Origin of the sequence: Reyranella sp., from assembly GCF_052439685.1 — a bacterium.
Lineage (GTDB): Bacteria > Pseudomonadota > Alphaproteobacteria > Reyranellales > Reyranellaceae > Reyranella.
In genome coordinates, this window is record NZ_JBQVQG010000023.1 from 50295 (window position 1) to 69881 (window position 19587).

A 19587-nucleotide genomic window follows, 5' to 3' on the forward strand; every position below is an offset into this window, starting at 1 on the left:
TCCTCGTCATGTCGTCCCAATTCAGCCTGCTGCCTCATCGCAGCGTCATCTCCGTCGCCGGCACCGACCGCATTGAGTTCCTGCAGGGCCTGATCTCCAACGACACCAGGAAGGTGGCGCCGGGTTCGCCTATCTGGGCGGCGCTGCTGACGCCGCAGGGGCGTTTCCTCAACGACATGTTCGTCGTCGACGCCGGAGGCGACACCTTTTTCCTGGAAACCGAGCGCGAGCGCGCGCCGGCGCTCGCGAAGAAGCTCAAGATGTATACGCTCCGCTCCAAGGTCACCGTCGAGGATCTGGGGGCAACGCTGGAAGTCGCGGCGGCCTTCGGAGACGAGGTCCACAGGGCGCTCGGCCTGGGGGCAGCCTCGTTCACCGATCCTCGCCTCGATAAGCTCGGCGTGCGCGTGATTGCTGCAGCCGGTCAGGCGTCCGCGCTTCTTGCGGCGCGCGGCTTCGAGGAAGCGCCGCTCGCAGCCTATGACGCGCTGCGTCTGCCGCTCGGGGTGCCCGACGGCAGCCGCGATCTCCAGGTCGAGAAAGCGCTGTTGCTGGAAAACGGCTTCGACGAGCTGAACGGAGTCGACTGGAAGAAGGGCTGCTACATGGGCCAGGAGCTGACGGCCCGCACCAAGTACCGCGCCCTCATCAAGAAGCGACTCGTTCCCGTCAGGGTCGAGGGAACGCTGCCCGATCCCGGCACCCCGGTCGTTCGCGACGGCGAGGAAGTGGGCGAACTGCGTTCCGGGGCGGGCGATCGCGCGCTCGCCATGTTGCGGCTCGACGCCGCTCGCGGCGACGGTTCAGCGCTCACCGCCGCAGGCGCGCGCATCGTGCCCGAAATCCCGACCTGGATGCGCCTTCCGGATTCAGCCTCCCCTAGCGGCTAGGACGCACGGGCTTTAAGGTCTCTCGGCGCCGTTCGCGCGAGGAGAGACCGTGAAGCTCATCAATCCGAATCCCTTCACCACCCGACCGGAGATCGTCGGCACATTTGGCGTCGTCACTTCCACCCATTGGATCGCGACGGCGGTGGGCATGGGCATCCTCGAGCGGGGCGGCAACGCCTTCGATGCGGCCGTGGCGACCGCTTTCACCCTGCAGGTGGTCGAACCCCATCTCTGCGGTCCCGGCGGCGACGCACCGCTGATCCTGCACGACGTGCGCCGCGGCAAGACGGAGGTCGTCTGCGGCCAGGGTCCGATGCCTGCCGGTGCGACCATAGCCCACTACAAGGGCCTCGGCCTCGACCTCATTCCGGGCACAGGTCTTCTGCCTGCCTGCATTCCAGGCACCTTCGATGCGTACATGCTGGTCCTGCGCGACTACGGGACGATGCGTCTCGCCGACGTGCTGTCGCCTGCCATCGGCTACTGGCTGAACGGCCACGCCATCGTCGAGCGTGCCACCGCGACCATCGCCACGGTCGCCGAGCAGTTTCGCACCCACTGGAAGACGTCGGCCGCGGTGTTCCTGCCGGACGGTGACGTGCCGAGGCCCATGTCGCTCTTCCGCAACGTCACCTTGGGCAACACCTATGCCCGCATCCTGAAAGAAGCCGAGGCCGGCGGCGGCGGCCGCGAAGCGGAGATCGAGCGCGCCCGGAAGGCCTGGAACCAAGGCTTCGTCGCAGAAGCGATCGACGCGTTCTGCCGCACCCAGGAAGTGATGGATGTCTCGGGCAAGGCCAACAAGGGCGTGCTGACCGGCCAGGACATGGCGAAGTGGCAGGCCACGATCGAGGCCCCCCTCACCTACGACTACGGCCGGTACACGGTTTGCAAGGCGCACACATGGACGCAGGGCCCGGTGGTCCTGCAGCAGCTCGCCCTGCTCAAGGGCTTCGACCTCGACGGCATGGATCCGACCGGCCCCGACTTCATCCACCTGCAGGTCGAATGCCTGAAGCTCGCCTACGCCGACCGCGAGGCCTTCTATGGCGATCCCGCCTTCGTCGACGTGCCGATGCAGACCTTGTTGTCCGACTCCTACAATGCCGAGCGCCGCGAATTGGTCGACCCCGCCTATGCCTCGATGGAGCAGCGGCCCGGCAAGGTCGACGGTTTCGGCGGCGTGGTGAAGCTCCGGCGCGCCGACGGCGTGCGGCTGGGCGTTGCGTCGAGCGGCGCCGGCGAGCCCACGGTCGGGCGCGTCGGACAGACCAACGGCGACACGGTCCATTTCGACATCATCGACAAGGACGGCAACATGATCTCGGCCACGCCCTCGGGCGGCTGGCTGCAGAGTTCGCCGGTCATTCCCGATCTGGGCTTTCCGCTCGGCACGCGTGGCCAGATGTTCTGGCTGGAGGAAGGCTTGCCGGGGTCTCTGGCGCCGGGCAAGAGGCCGCGCAGCACGCTCACCCCCACCCTCGCCCATCGCGACGGCGAGCCGTACATGGTCTGGGGTTCGCCAGGCGGCGACCAGCAGGACCAGTGGGTCACGCAGCACTTCCTGCGCCACGTGCATTGCGACATGAACCTACAGGAGGCGATCGATGCGCCGGCCTGGCACAGCGAGCACTTCCCCTCCTCCTTCTGGCCGCGCACCGCGCGACCGGGCGTGCTGGTGCTGGAAGGCCGCATTCCCCAGGATACGGTGGCGGAACTCAAGAAGCGCGGCCACGAGGTCGAGGTGAACGACGAGTGGTCCGAAGGCCGTCTCACCGCCGCGACGCGCGACGATCCGTGGCGCAAGGCGGCCGCCAATCCGCGCGGCATGCAGGGCTACGCGGCGGGCCGATGAACGCTCTTGCGTCATACGCACACCGATGAGTGACGCGCTGCTGGAGCTGCGCGGACTGACGGTGGACTTCGCCACCGACGATGGCGTCGTCCACGCCGTCGATGGCATCGACCTTGCGTTGCAGCGCGGCCGGACGCTCGGCCTCGTCGGCGAATCCGGCTGCGGCAAGAGCGTGACGTCGCTCGCGATCATGGGCCTGCTGCCGCCGGAGAATTCGAAGGTCGGCGGCCAGGTCGTGTTCGAAGGGCACGATCTACTGACTCTGGACAAGCACTTGATTCGCGATCTCCGCGGCGCGCGACTCGCGATGATCTTCCAGGAGCCGATGACCTCGCTCAATCCATCCTACACGATCGGCGATCAGATCATCGAGGCGATCCAGCGGCATCAGGGACTGGATAAGGCGGCGGCGCGGGCGCGCGCCATCGAGGTGCTGAAGCTGGTGCGCATTCCTTCGCCCGAGAAGCGCATCGACGACTATCCGCACAAGCTTTCCGGTGGCATGCGACAGCGCGCCATGATCGCCATGTCTCTGGCCTGCGGCCCGCAGCTCCTGATCGCCGACGAGCCGACGACGGCGCTCGATGTCACCATTCAGGCGCAGATCCTCGACCTGATGCGCGGCCTGCGCCGTGATACCGGCACCGCCATCATCCTGATCACCCACGATCTCGGCGTCGTGGCGGAAATGGCCGACGACGTGGCAGTGATGTACGCGGGACAGATCGTCGAGCGCGCCGCCGTGCGCGACCTGTTCGCGCGGCCGGAGCATCCGTATACGGTCGGCCTGCTGGGCTCTATCCCGCGGCTCGACGAGAAGCGTGAGCGGCTGCCCTCGATCGAAGGTCGCGTGCCCGACATGACCCGGCCGCCGCCCGGTTGCCGCTTCGCCGCACGCTGCCCCTTCGTCGAACCGGAGTGCATCGCCGCACCACCGGCATTGGTGGAGGTCGCGCCAGGCCATCTCTCGCGCTGCCGCCGCGCCCCGCTCTCGCAGGTCGTAGCATGAACGCGGCGCTGCTCGAGGTTCAGGGACTTCAGAAGCACTTCCCCGTGAAGAGCGGCGCCTTCGGCCTCGTCTCCGGCCATGTCCGGGCGGTCGACGGCGTCGACTTCCATGTCGACCCCGGTGAAACGCTGGCGATCGTCGGCGAATCGGGTTGTGGCAAATCCACGGTCGGCCGGCTGGTGTTGCGCCTGCTCGAGCCGACGGGCGGAAGCGTGCGCTTCGAGGGCGAGGATCTCCTGGGCCTGTCGCAGTCGCGCATGCGCGCCCAGCGTCGGCACATGCAGGTGATCTTCCAAGACCCCTACGCCTCGCTCAATCCGCGCATGACCGTGGGCGCCATGCTGGGCGAGCCGCTGATGCTGCATGGACTCGCCGCCTCGGAGCCGGCGCGACGCGCGCGAGTCGGCGAGCTGCTGGAGCTGGTCGGCCTGCGGCCCGAGCATGCACGCCGCTATCCGCACGAATTTTCCGGCGGCCAGCGCCAGCGGCTGGCGATTGCGCGGGCGCTCGCCGTCGAGCCGAAGCTGATCGTGGCGGACGAGCCGGTTTCGGCGCTCGACGTCTCGATCCAGGCGCAGGTCGTCAATCTGATGCGGTCTCTTCAGGCCCGTTTCGGCCTGGCCTATGTCTTCATCAGCCACGATCTGGCGGTCGTGAAGCATATCGCCGACCGAATCGCGGTGATGTACCTCGGCAAGATCGTGGAAACCGCCACGACCGAAGAACTCTTCCGCAACCCGCGCCACCCCTACACACGCGCGCTGCTGTCGGCCGTGCCGCAGCCGGATCCAACTGTCGTCCGTGAGCGCGCCCTGCTGGAAGGCGACATTCCGAGCGCGATGAATCCACCGCCGGGCTGCCGCTTCCATACGCGGTGCATCTACGCCCGCGAATCGTGCAGGATCGATGTGCCCGAACTGAACGATGACGGCGCAGCTCACGCCACCGCCTGCCCGTGGTGGCCCGACCTTCCTCCCGCGCCCCCGCTCGCCGAGGGAACGGGCAATAACGAAGACCGCATGCGACTGGCCCGCCTGCAGGCGGCGTTCGTCACAACTCAAACGGAGGCAACATGAAGAAGACATTTCGTCGCCTGACTCTGGCCGCCACTTTCATGGGCCTCGCTTTGTCCGGCGCGGCCGCCCAGAGCAATCTGCGCGTCGGCCTCGCCGAGGATCCGGACGTGCTCGATCCGACCCTGGCCCGCACCTATGTCGGCCGCATCGTCTTCTCCTCGATCTGCGACAAGCTGTTCGACATCGATGAGAAGCTCGCGATCGTGCCCCAGCTTGCGCTCGGCCACGAGACCTCCGCCGATGGCAAGACCGTCACCATCAAGCTGCGCCCCGGCGTGAAGTTCCACGACGGTGAGCCGTTCGACGCCGCCGCCGCAAAATACAGCCTCGAACGCCACCTCACCATGAAGGGCTCGTTCCGCCGGCCCGAGCTCGCCTCCATCGTGTCCATCGACGTCGTCGATCCCACGACCGTCAGACTCAATCTCAAGGAGCCCTTCTCGCCGCTGCTGGCGCAGCTCACCGACCGCGCCGGCATGATGGTCTCGCCCAAGGCGGCGGAGGCCGCCGGCGACAAGTTCGGCCTGAAGCCGGTCTGCGCCGGCCCCTACAAGTTCGTCGAGAGAGTCCAGCAGGACCGCATCGTCGTCGAGAAATTCGCCGACTACTGGAACAAAGACCAAGTCTTCATCGACAAGATCACCTATCTGCCGATCACCGACTCGACCGTGCGTCTGGCCAACCTGCGCTCGGGCAGCCTCGACATGATCGAGCGCGTGCTGGCGACCGATATCAAGACGGTGCGCGACAACCCGAAACTCAAGCTCGTGACGGCGGTCGAGCTCGGCTACCAGGGCCTCACCATCAACCTCTCGAACGGCCCGAAGGCCGATACGCCGCTGGCCAAGGACGCCCGCGTCCGCCAGGCCTTCGAACTGTCGATCGACCGCGAGGCGCTGAACCAGGTCGTCTTCAACGGCGAGTTCGTGGTCGGAAACCAGTGGATCAATCCGACCAACCCGTATTACCAGCAGGCTTTCCCCGTGCCGAAGCGTGACGTCGCCAAGGCGAAGGCGCTGTTGAAGGAAGCCGGTGTCACGGGCCGCATGTCGCTCGACTTCATGGTGCCGAACAACCCCGAGACAAGGCAGGTCGCCGAGGTGCTGCAGTCGATGGTCGCGGAGACCGGCTTCGATCTCAAGATCCGGGTCACCGAATTCGCGACCTCGCTGAAGCAGTCCGAGAGCGGTGACTACCAGCTCTATCTCATCGGCTGGTCGGGCCGCAGCGACCCCGACGGCAACTCCTACATCTTCCATGTCTGCGGCCAGCCGCAGAACAATTCAGGCTATTGCGACAAGGAGGTCGACGCCTGGCACAACGAGGCGCGCATCAAGAGCGCGCCCGCGGAGCGCAAGAAGATCTACGAGAAGATCACCGCCAAGTACCTGCCCGAAGGCTCGATCAAGTACCTGTATCATCGCCGCGTTCTGGTCGCGCTGTCCGACCGGGTCGATGGCTACAAGCAGTTGCCCGACGGCCTGATCCGCGTCGTCGGCGTCAAGCTGAAGTAAGACCTTGCTGACCTTCCTCTCCCAGCGGCTGCTGCAGATCATCCCGACGCTGATCCTGGTGTCGATGCTGATCTTCGGCCTGCAGCAACTTCTGCCGGGCGACCCGGCGCTGATCATGGCGGGAGAGGAGCGCGACCCGAAGGTGCTTGAAGAGATTCGCGAGCAGTACCGGCTGAACGAGCCGATCCCGGTCCAGTACTTCTACTGGATCAAGGGTGTGCTTTCCGGGAACCTGGGCGAATCGATGAGGCTCAAGAGCTCGGTATCGTCGCTGGTCGCCGAGAAGCTGCCGGTGACCTTGCAGCTCGCCGCCATGGCGCTGATCGTGGCATTCGGCATCGGCATTCCGGCTGGAATCATCTCAGCGGTTAAGAAGGACACCGCATGGGACTATGGGGCCAACGTCTTCGCCCTGTGGGGCCTCAGCACGCCCAATTTCTGGCTGGGCATCCTGATGATCTTCCTGTTCTCGGTGACGCTCGGCTGGTTGCCGGCCTCGGGCTACGTGCGGCTGGGCGAGGATTGGCGCGCCAGCCTCGCTACGACCGTGATGCCGGCCTTCGTGCTGGGCAATGCCATCGCCGCCGTGCTGATGCGCCACACACGCAGCGCCATGCTGCAGGCGATGGGCGCCGACTATGTGCGCACGGCCCGGGCCAAGGGCCTCTACGAGCGCCGCGTCGTGCTGAAACATGCGTTGCGCAACGCCATGACGCCGGTGATCACCCTGGGCGCGCTCGAGTTCGGCACGCTCCTGTCGGGCGCCGTCCTGACGGAGCAGATCTTCACCATACCTGGGTTCGGCAAGCTGATCGTCGATTCGGTCTTCAATCGCGACTATGCGGTCGTCCAGGGCGTCGTGCTGGTGACGGCCACGACCTACATCGCGCTGAACCTGCTGGCCGACGTGGCCTACGTGCTCGTCAATCCACGGCTGCGGGGCTGACCGTCATGACTGCCGCCGCCGTCGCTCCCGCCGTTGCCACCGCAGACGCCCGCGAGGAGAATCCCTGGGCCCGCGCCTGGCGCCGGCTCAAGCGGCGCAAGGGCGCGATGTTCGGCCTGGTCGTCGTAGTACTGTTCGTCCTGGTCGCGATCCTGGCGCCCCTGATCTCGCCCTACGATCCTATCGCCACCAGCTTCACGCAGGTGCGCAAGCCGCCGTCCTGGGCGCATTGGCTTGGGACCGACGAGGTCGGCCGCGACGTGCTGACCCGCATCATCTGGGGCGCCCGTGCCTCGCTCAGCGCCGGGCTGGTGTCGGTGGGCATCGCGCTGGGCATCGGCGTGCCGCTCGGCCTGCTGGCGGGCTATGCCGGCGGCTGGGTCGATGCCGTGCTGTCGCGCATCGTCGATGCGATGCTGGCGATTCCCTTCCTGATCCTGGCGATCGCTCTGGCCGCCTTCCTCGGACCGAGCCTGACCAACGCGATGATCGCCATCGGCGTCACCGCCACGCCGGTATTCATCCGCCTGACCCGCGGCCAGACCATCGCCGCCAAGGTCGAGGACTATGTCGAGGCGGCGCGCGCCGTCGGTAATCCGCACTGGCGCATCGCACTGCGCCACGTCCTGCCCAACATCGTGCCGCCGCTCCTGGTTCAGGCCTCGCTCGCCATTGCCGGCGCGATCATCGCCGAGGCGGCGCTCTCGTTCCTGGGACTCGGCCAGCAGCCCCCGTCGCCTTCGTGGGGCAGCATGCTGAACTCCGCACAGCGTTTCATCGCGCAGGCGCCGTGGATGGCCTTCTGGCCGGGCTTCGCGATCTTCTTCGCCGTTCTGTCGTTTAACCTGCTGGGCGACGGCCTGCGCGACGCACTCGATCCCCGGCACAAATGATCGGGCGCCGGCGCCGCCCGCCACGGGGTGCGCATCCCTATACGAAGGTATAGCGAGACCAGACGAAGAGGCATCGGCAGACAACCTTCGTAGTCTTGGCCGTCTGATGTCGTGTCGGCGATGCTGCCGGCAACCAGACACAGGCCCCGGTTCGCTGATCCGAGATATGCCCAGATTCTTCCTGCAGGCTATTCGCACCTCCGGTGCCCCGCTTCTTTTCGGCCTCCGTCTCTGGGCCGCCGTCTGCCTCGCGCTGTTCGTCGCCTTCTGGCTGGAACTGGACAACGCGTCCTGGGCCGGCACCACGGCGGCCCTGGTCTGCCAACCGCGGCTCGGCGCATCCATGCGGAATGGCTGGTTTCGCATAATGGGCACGATGATCGGTGCTGCCGCCATTGTCCTGCTCTCGGCTGCCTTTTCACAGGATCGAGCCGCCTTCCTGATCGGGCTGGCTCTGCTGTGTGGCGCATCGGCTTTCGTCGCTGCCCAGCTCGGCAACGCTTCGGCGCTTTCCGCAGCCCTCGTTGGCGCAACGGCCGCCATCGTGGCGGGAGCGGAGCTGGGCGCCGTCGGGGGATCGAATGGCCAGGTTTTCACACTGGCAGTGACCAGGGCCACGGAAATCTGCATCGGTGTCATCGCCGCCAGCGTGGTGCTGGCGACCACCCACATTGGTGACGCACCGCGTCGTCTGCAGGAGCAGATTTTCAGCATCGCTCTCGAAATCCGATCGCACATATCGGACATGCTCGCCGCTGGGGGCGCGCAACCCGATTCGCGGGCGACCCGGCGCGACCTGGCGCGTAGGGTCATCGGCGTCAACGCGCAGATCGACGAGGCGGTCGGCGAGTCGTGGCTGATCCGCTACAATGCACCACTGCTGCGGAGAGCCTTGGAAGGTCTGCTTCAGGCCCTCATCAGCTGGCGCATCGTCTCCATCCGCCTCTCCGCCCTCCCGACCGATCGCGCCGACCGTGAGACCCGGCGAATTCTCCAGCTGGCGCCGGCGTTCGGATTCGTGGAGGCCGAGAGCCGACCGGAGATCAGCGCGGTCATCAACCATCCTCGCGACACATGTGCCACGACCGCGCGCGCATTGCTCCGCGAGCCCGCCGATACAGCCTCGTTCAGGCTGCTCACGGATGAGACAGCAAGGATCACGGCTGGATTTGGCCAGGCAATCGATAGCCTCGCCCTGCTGCAGGACGGCCGCACACTCCGCACCGCCATCCGCGCGCGCCCATCGCCTCCGATAGACATGCTGCCGGGATTGGTCGCTGCAGTCAGAGCCTTCTGCGTCGTTCTGATCGCGGCGCTCCTCTGGATCGCCACGGCATGGCCGAACGGATCGACGGCCATGGTCTGGGCTGCGCTCGCGACGGTCATCTTTGCGGCAAGCGGCGACGAGGGCTTCGCGCGCGTATCGGCCTGGGCACTTGGAACGACAATGGCTGCGATATTCGCAGCCGTCACCGCGTTCGCGGTGTTGCCAAACGTCCACAGCTTCGTTGGATTGAGTTTTGTTCTCGGTCTCTACCTGGTTCCAATGGGGGCGCTCAGCTACCTGCCACTGAAACCCGCCATGTTCGGCGCGATGGCCACGCTCTTCGTGCCACTGCTGAATCCGGAAAACCAGATGTCCTACGATACGCTGCAGTTCTACAACGCCGCGACGGCGGTCGTGATCGGCTGCTGCATCGGCGCAATGTCGTACCTGATCCTGCCTCCTGTGTCGCCGAGCGCCCGGACGCACCGACTTCTCCGGCAGACGCTTCGTGACTTCCTCTCGCTTTGCCGGACCGAGCTGAACCCGTCCCTCTGCGAGTGGGAGACACTGATGTATGGCAGGGTTGCAGCCATTCCCGACTCGGCCACGCCGCAGCAGCGGTCCGAAATCCTCGCTGCGCACGCCCTCGGCCTCGCCCTGATCCGGCTGCGTCGTGCTCGTCTGCCAGTCGCCTGGAAGTCCGAACTGGAGGCTGTCCTGTCCCGACTAGCTCAGGGTGAAATTGCCGGTGCGCGCAACCGCCTCGAGCAAGTCGAGAGAGCGCTCGGCGATCCGGATTCGATGCTCCAACACGCGTCCGTCATCCGGATACGCGGGTTGCTGCAGCTGATCGACGATGGTCTGGCACAACATGCTGCCTACTTCTCCGGAGAATCCCTGAAATGACATTCAGCGAAGTGAACATCTTCGGGGTCTATGTGGCGCCTATCTCGGTAATGATGCTCATGGGCTGGCTCGTGACGCTTCTGCTGCGCTGGTTGCTGATGCGGAGCGGCCTCCTGCGCCACGTGTGGCACCCGTCCCTGTTCGCCTTCTCCCTCTTTCTCATCGTCCTCTCGCTCATGGTCCTGAGCGCTCCTCTCCTACGGGTGGCATGATGCCGACACGCGTGACGCAGCTCATTCGTATAAGCGCGACCCTCGTCGTGGTGGCAGCCGCGATCGGGCTGTCCTGGGCGATGTGGCGGGAATACATGGGCACACCCTGGACGCGGGATGGCGTCGTTCGCAGCTATGTCGTCACGATGGCCCCGCAGGTCCCGGGCCAGATCGTCGATGTTGGCGCCCGGGACAACCAGTTCGTGCACAAGGGCGACGTGCTCGTCACCATCGATCCGACGAACTACCGGATCGCCGTGGAATTGGCCGAGGCTGCCTTGAAGCAGGCGGAGGTGACCGCTCAGAATGCAAACATTCAATCCGATCGGCGCGCGAAGCTGAGTGCGGAAGCCGTCTCGAAAGAGGAGCAGCAGAACTTTGCGACCCGTGCCCTGGCGAACCAGGCCCAATACCAGCAGGCCGTCGCCAACCTTCACCAGGCGAGGGTCAACCTCGAGCGCACGCAAATCCGGTCGCCCGTTGATGGCTGGGTCACCAATCTGCTTGTCCAGCTCGGTGACTATGCCAACACCGGAGTCAACGTCGTGTCCGTCGTCGACGCGAATTCCTTCTGGGTCGACGCCTACTTCGAGGAGCCGCAGCTTGCCCGCATCCGGGAGGGCGCCCCGGTTCGCATGAAGCTCATGGGCTATGACGAGCTCATGCTTGGCGACGTCGAGAGTATCGCCCGAGGGATCAACGTCGCGAATGCAAGGCCAGACCAACTCGGCCTCGCCATCGTCAATCCGATTTTCACGTGGGTGCGTCTCGCGCAGCGGGTGCCGGTACGCGTTCGCCTTTCGCACGTGCCAGAAGGTGTCCGCCTCGTTGCCGGCCTCACTATAACGGTCGAAGTGGATCCGACGCCGCCAAGGCGTGATCGGCCCGCTAGCCCCGCACCGCTTCGGTGATCGCCTAGTTGGGCAGCGAGGTATCGACGATGGCGAAGGCTGGCACGCCGCTCGTGAGCGTCGTGATCCTCTCCTCGACGAGAAGCTGGGATACCGCGAGAAAGTGCACCAGTTCGCTGTCGCCGAGCCGCTCGGCCTCTTCGATCATGTCGCGCACCCCATGCCACACCCGGAACAGCGCCGCTGCCCGCTGCTTCTCGGAAAGCGGCGCGCGACTACGACGGCGCCGACCCCTCGGTTCGACGATGATCTCGAAGACATCCCTCATGTTTCCCCGCCTTGCATCCCACGGTCGCTCCCCTACCTCCAGCATATCGCCGGTGGTCCCCAGCGTACTCAAAAAAAAGGGCTGGCGAGAGCGATCCGGCGTGATCGCCCTCCGACCTTCGTGGGGCTCAGCGGCGGTCGCCACCGACGGGCAGGCCCGACGTATCGACCTGCGGCTCGTTGCGCAGGGTCACCTGCTCGGGCGCGTCGGCATCCGGCAACGGCCTGCTCGGATCGACCGGCCGAACCATCGCCACCAAGCGCTTCAGCCCCTTGCCGGTGTCTTCGGCGTCGAGGCGGCGCCAGCCTTGCTTTTCCCAGTAACTGACGTCCTGCGGCAGCGCCTGGGTATAGAGGGTGTTGGCGCCGCGGCTTTCCGCGAGCTGGCGGCAGCGCTCGATCAGGAGCTGGCCGATGCCGTTACCCCGGAAGCGCTGCATCACCGCCAGCCGCTCCGGCATGGCGAACGACTTGAACCAGCGCAGCCGGACGGTGCCCACCGGTTCTTCGCCCAGACACGCGAGGATGTGGGTGGCGCCGAAATCGTGACCGTCGAACTCCTCCGAGTAGGGGATATCCTGTTCGCCGATGAAGCAGGCCGCGCGCACGGCAAAGGCCTGCAGCGAGTCTTCCATCTTCATCGCGAGCTTCACTGTGACGGCCTGGCCGCCAATGGTCGTCGTCTTGCTGTTCATCTCCGTCACTCCTCTCAGGTCGCGCGCCGTTCTGTCCAACCCGCGTGCGGGTTCGAAGTCCCCCGCTCCATCGACTCCTCCAGGATTCCCGGCATATCGAGCTGATCCTCGGGCCGGTTCAGCACCATGGGGTCGGTCGTCACGGTCGGGGAATCCTCGCCAACATCGAGATCGCAGGCGAATGCGCCATACTCGTGATCGGAGAAGTGGAAGATCTTGTCGTCGACTTTGCGGAAGCCGTCGCGTTCGAAGATCGGCCACAGGCGCTTCTGCCCGTGCAGGTATGCCTTGGGGTAACCCTTCTTGCGGCAGAATTCCTTTGCCCAATGGACGAACGGCAGGAACAGGCCGTACGACCGGTAGCGCTTCAGGATGATGGCCCGTTCCAGTTTGGCAAAATTGGCAAACCACCGTACGCGGATGGAAGCGGCCGGTTCGCCGTCGACATACAGGATGAGGTGACTGGCCGTGTAGTCGTTGCCGTCATACTCCTCCCAGTAGGGGCACTGCTGCTCGCCCATGAAGACGGCCGCGCGTAGCATGAAGCACTGCATCATCTCGTCAGACGTCGATGCGAGCTTGATCGTGATCTCAGGCCGGTTTCCCAGATCTGTTGTCGCGTGTTGGGTCATTTCAGTTCCTTTCGGTCAAGACACCATTGTCGTTGCGGAAGCTTCGACCACCGGCCGAAATTGTCGGTAGATTCTGTGAAATCTGGTCAAGAACATCGGTCACGATCGGCGGCGTCATGCCCTTCGCACCGCGACGGATTGCGGTGGCCGAAACTTGGTCCCGGCGCAGGATGCACCACGGGTAGATCCATCCACATTCATCGGCGATCTGACGTACGAGCATGCCGCCGAAATCGGTGCCGTGGATGATGTGCAACCGGACAGCAGGGTGGCGCCGCTTGATCTCGGCAATGACACCCTGGAAGCCCTTGCCGTAGTAGATGTCGGAATAGACCGCGACCTCGACCTTGGCGGCCATGCCGGCCTCGGCGAGCGCCAGTTCGATCAGCGCCACACGTGTTTCCGGGGGCAGGAAGACGTTGCCCGTCGGAAAATAGTCGACGTTCGAATCGGCCTTCTCGGTCTTCTCGTAGATCTGGAAGCCGTCCTTCAGATGGCCCACCCGAATCTCGCCCTTGCGAAAGGCATCGACGTGCAGCTTGGGGATCAGGACGGGATGGATGATGACCTTGTCCAGGCCACGCTGCTCGATGGCCGTCCGGAGCAGGGCGAGATGGCTGTTGTGGAAGGGATTGTACGTACCGAAGAACAATCCGATGCCGCCCTTCGGCGCCGCCACCGAGCGGATGTCCGACAGCAGGCCGACGACGAACAAGGCACCGCCCAGGCCGAACCCCAGGAATAGGAACGCCTCGCGCGCGCCCGGCACGCCCGCCGTGCCCAACCCGGCAAGGGTGACGTTGATCAGGATCCCGACCAAGGTGTTGCGATTCGCGTCGCCGATCCCTCGCGCGACGAGATAGCCGCCGAGATACTGCGTGCCCTGTGAAGCCAGGGTCGTGACCAGCGCCGCGCCGGCAATGCCGCCCACGGACGCCATCCCGAGCTGGTTGAGCGCACCCCCCCACAACATTAGCCAGAACATCACCAGGTTGAACGCCAACTGTGGGATGAACCGCCCAAGCCGGCCGGCCGTTACGAAGCCAAACCGGTTGTTGGCCCATAGTTCAGCCTTGTTACTGAGCTTGGCGTAGCTTGGCAGGAATATCCCGACGAAGATTGACACGCAGATCAGGACGGGGTTAGCCCAACTGCCGTGCGCGTACGCATAGCTCAAGTATGTTAAAAGTCCGCCAAAGGCGGCCATTCGCGTCGATGGACTGCGCAGATAGCGGCTGATTTGGGCGGCGCGAACGCCGGCTGGCGTCGATTTTCCGTCAGAGCCGATAGCGGCCACGGGCAGCACTCCTGTCTCGTTCCGAGCGACAATCCGGATACATACAACCGAAAAATTGACCCGCGAATACGTGAACTGGAAGTGCCGAAGGGTCCGTAGGGGTCAGAGGAGCGGCCTAACCCTCTAAAAGTAGGACAGAAAACGACATTTCACTGATAATGGTGTAGGGTAGAATACAAGGCTCGCGTCAGATATGCGTGGGCGCAACTCTAATTGTATCGATTGTCGCCATGGTTACCCTTCCTCCGCGCAAGAATAAGGTGCCGAATATCCTCGGCGACTGGGACGATGTGCGTTTCTTTCTCGCAGTTGCGAAGACAGGAAGCTTCAGCGCGGCCGCGACCCAGTTGAACACCAAGCAGACGACCGTCGGGCGCCGGATTCAGGCGCTCGAGCGTCGCCTGGGTGCCAAGTTGTTCGACCGTCATCGCCACGGCATGGAAGTCACGCCCGCCGCCCGCGGCGTGCTCTCGCAGGCCGAATCGATGATGTCCAATGCCACCTCGATCGAGCGGCATCTCGCCGGGCTCGACCGGGAAATGGCCGGAATAGTGCGCATCGCCGCAACTGAGGGCATTGCCGCGCACTGGCTGGTGCCGCGCCTCGGCGTGCTGCGCCGCACCCATCCCGACATCATCGTGCAGGTGATCGCCGGCGACCAGGTACTGGACCTCGCCACCCGTCAGGCCGACCTGGCCATCCGCTTCTTTCGCCCGACCTCCAACCAGCTGGTCGCGGCGCGCGTCGGTCAGGTCAACATGTCGATCTTCGCCGCGCCGTCCTACATCGAGCAGTACGGCCTGCCGCAGACGCTCGACGACATGCGCGACCACCATGTCGTCGACCACACGACCCTGCACAGTCTGCCCGCCATGAAGCCATGGAGCGAAGTGGTCGAGCGTAGCACTTCGGTGGTCCTCCGCACCAACTCCTCCTATGCCGCCATGGAAGCGGTGCAGACCGGCTACGGAATCTCGGTGTTCCCCGACTACATTGCCAAGTCGTCGAACCTGGTTGCCGCACCGATCAATCTCAGGATCGTCCGCGACATCTGGCTGGTCAGCCACGAAGAGACCAACAAGGGTGCGCGAATCCGCACCGTGATCGACTATGTGCGCGAGCAGTTCCGCCAGGACGAACGCGAGTGGTTCTCAACCACGCCGCGCAGCAGCCGGTCGATGGCGGCGGCCTAGAGGGCGGCCTTCAACCTTTCGCAGATCGCCTGGATTTCGGCCTTGTCCCCGGGCGTGTAGGTCCAGTTGAACCTGACCTTGTCGCCCGGATGGCGCGGCAGGATATGTACGTGGAGATGAGGCACGCTCTGCCCGGCTCCCGCCCCGTTGGATTGCAGGAGATTGACGCCGCTCGGCTCGAGCGCGCGCATCGCAGCCTTCGCGACGCGTTGCGCCGTCTGCGCGACGGCGGCCAGAACGTCGGCCGGAATGACGTCGATGGTCGGCCAGTGGCCCTTGGCGACAGCCAGGGCATGACCGGGATTGACCGGATTGATGTCCATGAAGGCGATGGTCGCCTCGTCCTCGAACAGCTTGAAGCAGGGGAGCTGCCCGGCCACGATCTTGCAAAAGATGCAGCTTTCATCGGTCGGATGGCTCATCACGGTCTCTCCAGGACGGCACCGAGCTCACGCAGCCGCTGGAAGGGCTGCGCGCCGGGCCTCAGCGACAGATCAAGCCCCAGCCGCCCGAGCCTGGCAATACCATCCCGGCCGAACCGGTCGCGCAGCGACTGGGCGACCCAGCCTTCGCCCTGGTGATGACGCGCCACCGCCAGCCGGCCGTCCCCCGACAGGTAATCCCGATGCGCCTCGAGCGCGTCCATGAGCCGATCCATCCCCGCACCGCTGCGCGACGATGCGGCTAGGACCTTCACCGCCCAGTCGCTGCCGCCCGCGGTGGCGAGGGAAAGCGCGCCCGCCACGTCGGCACGCGCGCGTTCGGCCGGGGCGCCCATGTCCGCCTTGGTGACGACGACCAAGTGCGGGATCTCGACGATGCCCGCCTTCATGAACTGCAGCGAATCACCAGAGCCGGGCTGGACGCAGAAGAGCACCGTATCGGCCACGCCCGCCACATCGGTCTCGGACTGGCCCACGCCGACCGTCTCGATCAGCACCCGGTCGAACAGCGCCCGCATCACGACCATCGCCGCCACCGTCTGGTCCGCGAGCCCGCCCAGCCGATCGCGGGCCGCCATCGATCGCACGAAGCTGCCCTCGTCAGAGCCGTCATGGGCAATGCGGACGCGGTCACCGAGCAGGGCCCCGCCGCTCGTGCGCGATGAGGGGTCGACCGCGATGACGCCGACAGTCCTGCCTGCCCGTCGCCACGCCGCGACCATCGCGGCGCACAGAGAGGATTTTCCGACGCCCGGCGGCCCGGTGACGCCCACCACATGGGCGCGTGGCTCGCGCCAGGCCGCGTCGAGCAGCGCCTGCGACGTCTCACTGTCCGGATCGCGCTCCAGGCCGGCAAGGGCGGCGGCCAGCGCCCGCTTGCCGTCCGTGCGGAGCGCCGCCAGCGTCATTCGGTCTTGAGCGGGCCGCCCAGGGCCGCCTGCGCCGCCGCCAATCGCGCGATCGGCACGCGGTAGGGCGAACAGGAGACGTAATCGAGGCCGGCCTTGTGGCAGAAGAAGACCGAGGCCGGATCGCCGCCATGCTCGCCGCAGATGCCAAGCTTCAGGCTGTTGCGCACCTTGCGTCCGCGCTCCGTCGCGATCTCGATCAGTTCGCCCACGCCCTCGATGTCGAGCGAGGCAAACGGATCGTGCTCGAAGATGCCCCGCTGCTGGTATTTCTCCAGGAACGAGGCCGAGTCGTCGCGGCTGAGGCCGAAGGTAGTCTGCGTCAGGTCGTTTGTGCCGAAGGAGAAGAACTCGGCTGACTCCGCAATGTCGCCGGCCCGCAGCGCCGCGCGCGGTAGCTCGATCATGGTGCCGACCAGATACTCGAGCTTCTGGCCCGACGAGCTGCTGACTTCCTCGGCGACCTGGTCGATCACGACCTTCATCAGGTCGAGCTCCTTCTTCGTCGCCACCAGCGGAATCATGATTTCCGGGATGACGGTCTTGCCGGCCTTCTTCTGGACTTCCGCCACGGCCTCGAAGATGGCGCGGGCCTGCATCTCGTAGATTTCCGGATAAGAGATGCCGAGACGTACGCCGCGATGCCCGAGCATGGGATTGAACTCGTGCAGCTTGTTGGCGCGCTCCTCGATCTCCTTCAGATCGACGCCGAGGTCCTTGGCCACGACCTCCATCTCCGCCGCCGTCTTCGGCAGGAACTCGTGCAGCGGCGGGTCGAGCAGGCGGATCGTGACGGGCAGACCGGCCATGATCTCGAACAGCTCGACGAAATCCTGGCGCTGCATGGGCTGAATCTTCGCCAGCGCCGCGCGCCGGCTCGTCTCGTCGTCGGCCAAGATCATCTGGCGCACCGCCACGATGCGATCGCCTTCGAAGAACATGTGCTCGGTGCGGCAGAGGCCGATGCCCTCGGCTCCGAACTTGCGCGCCTGGGCCGCGTCGGCCGGAGTCTCGGCATTGGTGCGAATGCCGAGTTTGCGGAACTCGTCGGCCCATTCCATGAGCTGGGAGAAGTCGCCGCTGAGCTCGGGCTGCACGGTCGGCACAACGCCGAGAATGATCTCGCCGGTACTGCCGTCGAGCGTGAGGGTGTCGCCGGTCTTCACCACCGTCCCGCGCACGCTGAGCGTGCCGGCCTTGCCGTCGATGCGCACGTCGCCGGCGCCCGCGACGCAGGGCTTGCCCATGCCGCGCGCAACCACGGCGGCGTGGCTGGTCATGCCGCCAGTCGAGGTCAGGATACCCTCGGCGGCATGCATGCCGTGGATGTCCTCGGGGCTGGTCTCGCGACGCACGAGAATGACCTTCTCCCCCCCACGTGCCTGCTTCTCGGCATCGTCGGCGGTGAACACCACCTTACCCGACGCCGCACCCGGCGACGCCGGCAGGCCCTTGGAAATCACCTTGCGGGCAGCCTTGGGGTCGAGCGTCGGATGCAGGAGCTGGTCGAGCGAGGCCGGCACGATGCGCGACACGGCCTCGCGCTTGTCGATCAATCCCTCGCGCACCATGTCGACAGCGATCTTGAGGGCGGCCTTGGCAGTGCGCTTGCCGTTGCGCGTCTGCAGCATGTAGAGCTTGCCGCGCTGCACCGTGAACTCGATGTCCTGCATATCGTGATAGTGCCGCTCGAGCCGCTGACGCACGCTGTCGAGTTGCTTGAACACTTCCGGCATGACCTCTTCCATGGCCGGCGCATCGGACTTCTGGGCGAGCTTGCCCTGCACGGTGAGGTGCTGCGGCGTGCGGATGCCCGCGACCACGTCCTCACCCTGCGCGTTCACGAGATACTCGCCGTAGAACAGGTTGGTCCCTGTGGAGGGATCGCGCGTGAAGGCGACGCCAGTGGCGCAATCCTCACCCATGTTGCCGAAGACCATGGCCTGGACGTTGACGGCGGTGCCCCAGCTTTCGGGGATCGCATGCAGGCGGCGGTAGGTGATCGCCCGCTGGTTCATCCACGAATCGAAAACCGCACCGACGGCGCCCCACAACTGCTCGCGCGGCTCCTGGGGGAACGGCTTGCCGGTGCGCTTCTCCACCAGCTTCTTGTACTCGGCCACGATCGCCCGCCAGTCGGCGGCCTTGAGGTCAGTGTCCATGGAGACACCGAGATCCTCTTTCTTGATCTCGAGCGCCTCCTCGAAATAGTGATGCCCGACGTCGAGCACGACGTTGGAGTACATCTGGATGAAGCGGCGGTAACTGTCCCAGGCGAAGCGCTCGTCGCCCGACGACTTGGCAAGGCCGAGCACAGTCTTGACGTTGAGGCCGAGGTGCAGCACCGTGTCCTGCATGGCCGGCATCGAGGCGCGCGCGCCCGAGCGGACCGACACCAGCAGCGGGTTGGCCGGATCGCCGAAATGCGTGCCCACGACCTTCTCGACCTGGGCGAGCGCCTTCTCCACCTCGTCTTTGAGTTCGGGCGGATAGGTCTTCTTGTTGTCGTAGAAGTAGGTGCAGAGCTCGGTGGTGATGGTGAAGCCCGGCGGCACCGGCAGGCCGAGGCTCGACATCTCGGCCAGATTGGCGCCCTTGCCACCCAGCAGGTTGCGCATGTCGGCACGGCCCTCGGCCTTGCCATCCCCGAAACTGTAGACCCACTTGGCCATT

General features: G+C 65.5%; 18 protein-coding genes. 11 read left to right on the forward strand and 7 right to left on the reverse strand.

What is annotated here, in order from left to right:
* Positions 1-8 precede the first annotated feature (8 nt).
* From ygfZ to ACT6UX_RS23370, 10 genes are all read left to right on the forward strand, one after another.
* Positions 9-890: a CAF17-like 4Fe-4S cluster assembly/insertion protein YgfZ gene (gene ygfZ, locus ACT6UX_RS23325; RefSeq protein ID WP_444777546.1), complete on the forward strand. Its 882-nt coding sequence runs from the start codon at positions 9-11 to the stop codon at positions 888-890.
* A gap of 49 nt (positions 891-939) precedes the next feature.
* Positions 940-2745: a gamma-glutamyltransferase family protein gene (locus tag ACT6UX_RS23330; protein ID WP_444777547.1), complete on the forward strand. Its 1806-nt coding sequence runs from the start codon at positions 940-942 to the stop codon at positions 2743-2745.
* A gap of 25 nt (positions 2746-2770) precedes the next feature.
* A complete protein-coding gene (locus ACT6UX_RS23335) occupies positions 2771-3754 on the forward strand; it encodes an ABC transporter ATP-binding protein (RefSeq protein WP_444777548.1) in 984 nt (327 codons plus the stop codon).
* Positions 3751-4830, forward strand: coding sequence for an ABC transporter ATP-binding protein (locus ACT6UX_RS23340; protein WP_444777549.1), 1080 nt, complete (start codon positions 3751-3753; stop codon positions 4828-4830). The genes ACT6UX_RS23335 and ACT6UX_RS23340 overlap by 4 nt, the downstream gene beginning before the upstream one ends.
* Positions 4827-6344, forward strand: coding sequence for an ABC transporter substrate-binding protein (locus tag ACT6UX_RS23345; RefSeq protein ID WP_444777550.1), 1518 nt, complete (start codon positions 4827-4829; stop codon positions 6342-6344). Before ACT6UX_RS23340 ends, ACT6UX_RS23345 begins: the two co-directional genes overlap by 4 nt.
* 4 nt (positions 6345-6348) lie before the next feature.
* A complete protein-coding gene (locus tag ACT6UX_RS23350; RefSeq protein WP_444777551.1) occupies positions 6349-7290 on the forward strand; it encodes an ABC transporter permease in 942 nt (313 codons plus the stop codon).
* A gap of 5 nt (positions 7291-7295) precedes the next feature.
* On the forward strand, positions 7296-8183 hold the full coding sequence (locus tag ACT6UX_RS23355) for an ABC transporter permease (protein ID WP_444777552.1): 888 nt from the start codon (positions 7296-7298) through the stop codon (positions 8181-8183).
* A 166-nt stretch (positions 8184-8349) separates the two neighbouring features.
* On the forward strand, positions 8350-10356 hold the full coding sequence (locus ACT6UX_RS23360; protein ID WP_444777553.1) for an FUSC family protein: 2007 nt from the start codon (positions 8350-8352) through the stop codon (positions 10354-10356).
* Positions 10353-10568 (forward strand): DUF1656 domain-containing protein, encoded by a 216-nt coding sequence (locus tag ACT6UX_RS23365; protein ID WP_444777554.1) that lies wholly within the window; start codon positions 10353-10355, stop codon positions 10566-10568. Before ACT6UX_RS23360 ends, ACT6UX_RS23365 begins: the two co-directional genes overlap by 4 nt.
* 11 nt (positions 10569-10579) lie before the next feature.
* A complete protein-coding gene (locus ACT6UX_RS23370; protein WP_444777555.1) occupies positions 10580-11479 on the forward strand; it encodes an efflux RND transporter periplasmic adaptor subunit in 900 nt (299 codons plus the stop codon).
* A gap of 4 nt (positions 11480-11483) precedes the next feature.
* On the opposite strand, the gene ACT6UX_RS23375 is transcribed toward ACT6UX_RS23370, so the two are convergent.
* The 4 genes from ACT6UX_RS23375 to ACT6UX_RS23390 form a co-directional block, all read right to left on the reverse strand.
* Positions 11484-11747 (reverse strand): hypothetical protein, encoded by a 264-nt coding sequence (locus ACT6UX_RS23375; RefSeq protein WP_444777556.1) that lies wholly within the window; start codon positions 11745-11747, stop codon positions 11484-11486.
* A gap of 127 nt (positions 11748-11874) precedes the next feature.
* Positions 11875-12441, reverse strand: a complete 567-nt coding sequence (locus ACT6UX_RS23380; protein WP_444777557.1) for a GNAT family N-acetyltransferase — start codon at positions 12439-12441, stop codon at positions 11875-11877.
* 14 nt (positions 12442-12455) lie between these two features.
* On the reverse strand, positions 12456-12983 hold the full coding sequence (locus ACT6UX_RS23385; RefSeq protein ID WP_444777558.1) for a GNAT family N-acetyltransferase: 528 nt from the start codon (positions 12981-12983) through the stop codon (positions 12456-12458).
* A gap of 91 nt (positions 12984-13074) precedes the next feature.
* Entirely contained in the window at positions 13075-14370 is a 1296-nt protein-coding gene (locus tag ACT6UX_RS23390) for a hypothetical protein (protein WP_444777559.1), read from the reverse strand.
* Between the two features lie 230 nt (positions 14371-14600).
* On the opposite strand from ACT6UX_RS23390, the gene ACT6UX_RS23395 reads away from it, so the two are divergent.
* Complete coding sequence (locus tag ACT6UX_RS23395) at positions 14601-15563, forward strand: LysR family transcriptional regulator (RefSeq protein WP_444777560.1); 963 nt, start codon at positions 14601-14603, stop codon at positions 15561-15563.
* Here the strand turns inward: ACT6UX_RS23395 and ACT6UX_RS23400 are convergent.
* Genes ACT6UX_RS23400 through ppdK form a run of 3 tightly spaced genes read right to left on the reverse strand, consistent with a single transcriptional unit; the run spans position 15560 to position 19586 of the window.
* Entirely contained in the window at positions 15560-15985 is a 426-nt protein-coding gene (locus ACT6UX_RS23400; protein WP_444777561.1) for an HIT family protein, read from the reverse strand. The two genes, ACT6UX_RS23395 and ACT6UX_RS23400, sit on opposite strands and share 4 nt — an antisense overlap.
* Positions 15985-16914, reverse strand: coding sequence for an ArgK/MeaB family GTPase (locus ACT6UX_RS23405; RefSeq protein WP_444777562.1), 930 nt, complete (start codon positions 16912-16914; stop codon positions 15985-15987). The genes ACT6UX_RS23400 and ACT6UX_RS23405 overlap by 1 nt, the downstream gene beginning before the upstream one ends.
* Complete coding sequence (gene ppdK / locus ACT6UX_RS23410; RefSeq protein WP_444777563.1) at positions 16911-19586, reverse strand: pyruvate, phosphate dikinase; 2676 nt, start codon at positions 19584-19586, stop codon at positions 16911-16913. The genes ACT6UX_RS23405 and ppdK overlap by 4 nt, the downstream gene beginning before the upstream one ends.
* Position 19587: the final 1 nt, after the last annotated feature.

What these genes read in the sequence shown, in the direction of transcription:
- ACT6UX_RS23405 (WP_444777562.1), bottom strand. Translation starts at nt 16,914, where the DNA reads ATGACGCTGGCGGCGCTCCGCACGGACGGCAAGCGGGCGCTGGCCGCC.
- ACT6UX_RS23335 (WP_444777548.1), top strand. Translation starts at nt 2,771, where the DNA reads ATGAGTGACGCGCTGCTGGAGCTGCGCGGACTGACGGTGGACTTCGCC.
- ACT6UX_RS23400 (WP_444777561.1), bottom strand. Translation starts at nt 15,985, where the DNA reads ATGAGCCATCCGACCGATGAAAGCTGCATCTTTTGCAAGATCGTGGCC.
- ppdK (WP_444777563.1), bottom strand. Translation starts at nt 19,586, where the DNA reads ATGGCCAAGTGGGTCTACAGTTTCGGGGATGGCAAGGCCGAGGGCCGT.
- ACT6UX_RS23385 (WP_444777558.1), bottom strand. Translation starts at nt 12,983, where the DNA reads ATGCTACGCGCGGCCGTCTTCATGGGCGAGCAGCAGTGCCCCTACTGG.
- ACT6UX_RS23345 (WP_444777550.1), top strand. Translation starts at nt 4,827, where the DNA reads ATGAAGAAGACATTTCGTCGCCTGACTCTGGCCGCCACTTTCATGGGC.
- ACT6UX_RS23375 (WP_444777556.1), bottom strand. Translation starts at nt 11,747, where the DNA reads ATGAGGGATGTCTTCGAGATCATCGTCGAACCGAGGGGTCGGCGCCGT.
- ACT6UX_RS23380 (WP_444777557.1), bottom strand. Translation starts at nt 12,441, where the DNA reads ATGAACAGCAAGACGACGACCATTGGCGGCCAGGCCGTCACAGTGAAG.
- ACT6UX_RS23395 (WP_444777560.1), top strand. Translation starts at nt 14,601, where the DNA reads ATGGTTACCCTTCCTCCGCGCAAGAATAAGGTGCCGAATATCCTCGGC.
- ACT6UX_RS23355 (WP_444777552.1), top strand. Translation starts at nt 7,296, where the DNA reads ATGACTGCCGCCGCCGTCGCTCCCGCCGTTGCCACCGCAGACGCCCGC.
- ACT6UX_RS23360 (WP_444777553.1), top strand. Translation starts at nt 8,350, where the DNA reads ATGCCCAGATTCTTCCTGCAGGCTATTCGCACCTCCGGTGCCCCGCTT.
- ACT6UX_RS23340 (WP_444777549.1), top strand. Translation starts at nt 3,751, where the DNA reads ATGAACGCGGCGCTGCTCGAGGTTCAGGGACTTCAGAAGCACTTCCCC.
- ygfZ (WP_444777546.1), top strand. Translation starts at nt 9, where the DNA reads ATGTCGTCCCAATTCAGCCTGCTGCCTCATCGCAGCGTCATCTCCGTC.
- ACT6UX_RS23365 (WP_444777554.1), top strand. Translation starts at nt 10,353, where the DNA reads ATGACATTCAGCGAAGTGAACATCTTCGGGGTCTATGTGGCGCCTATC.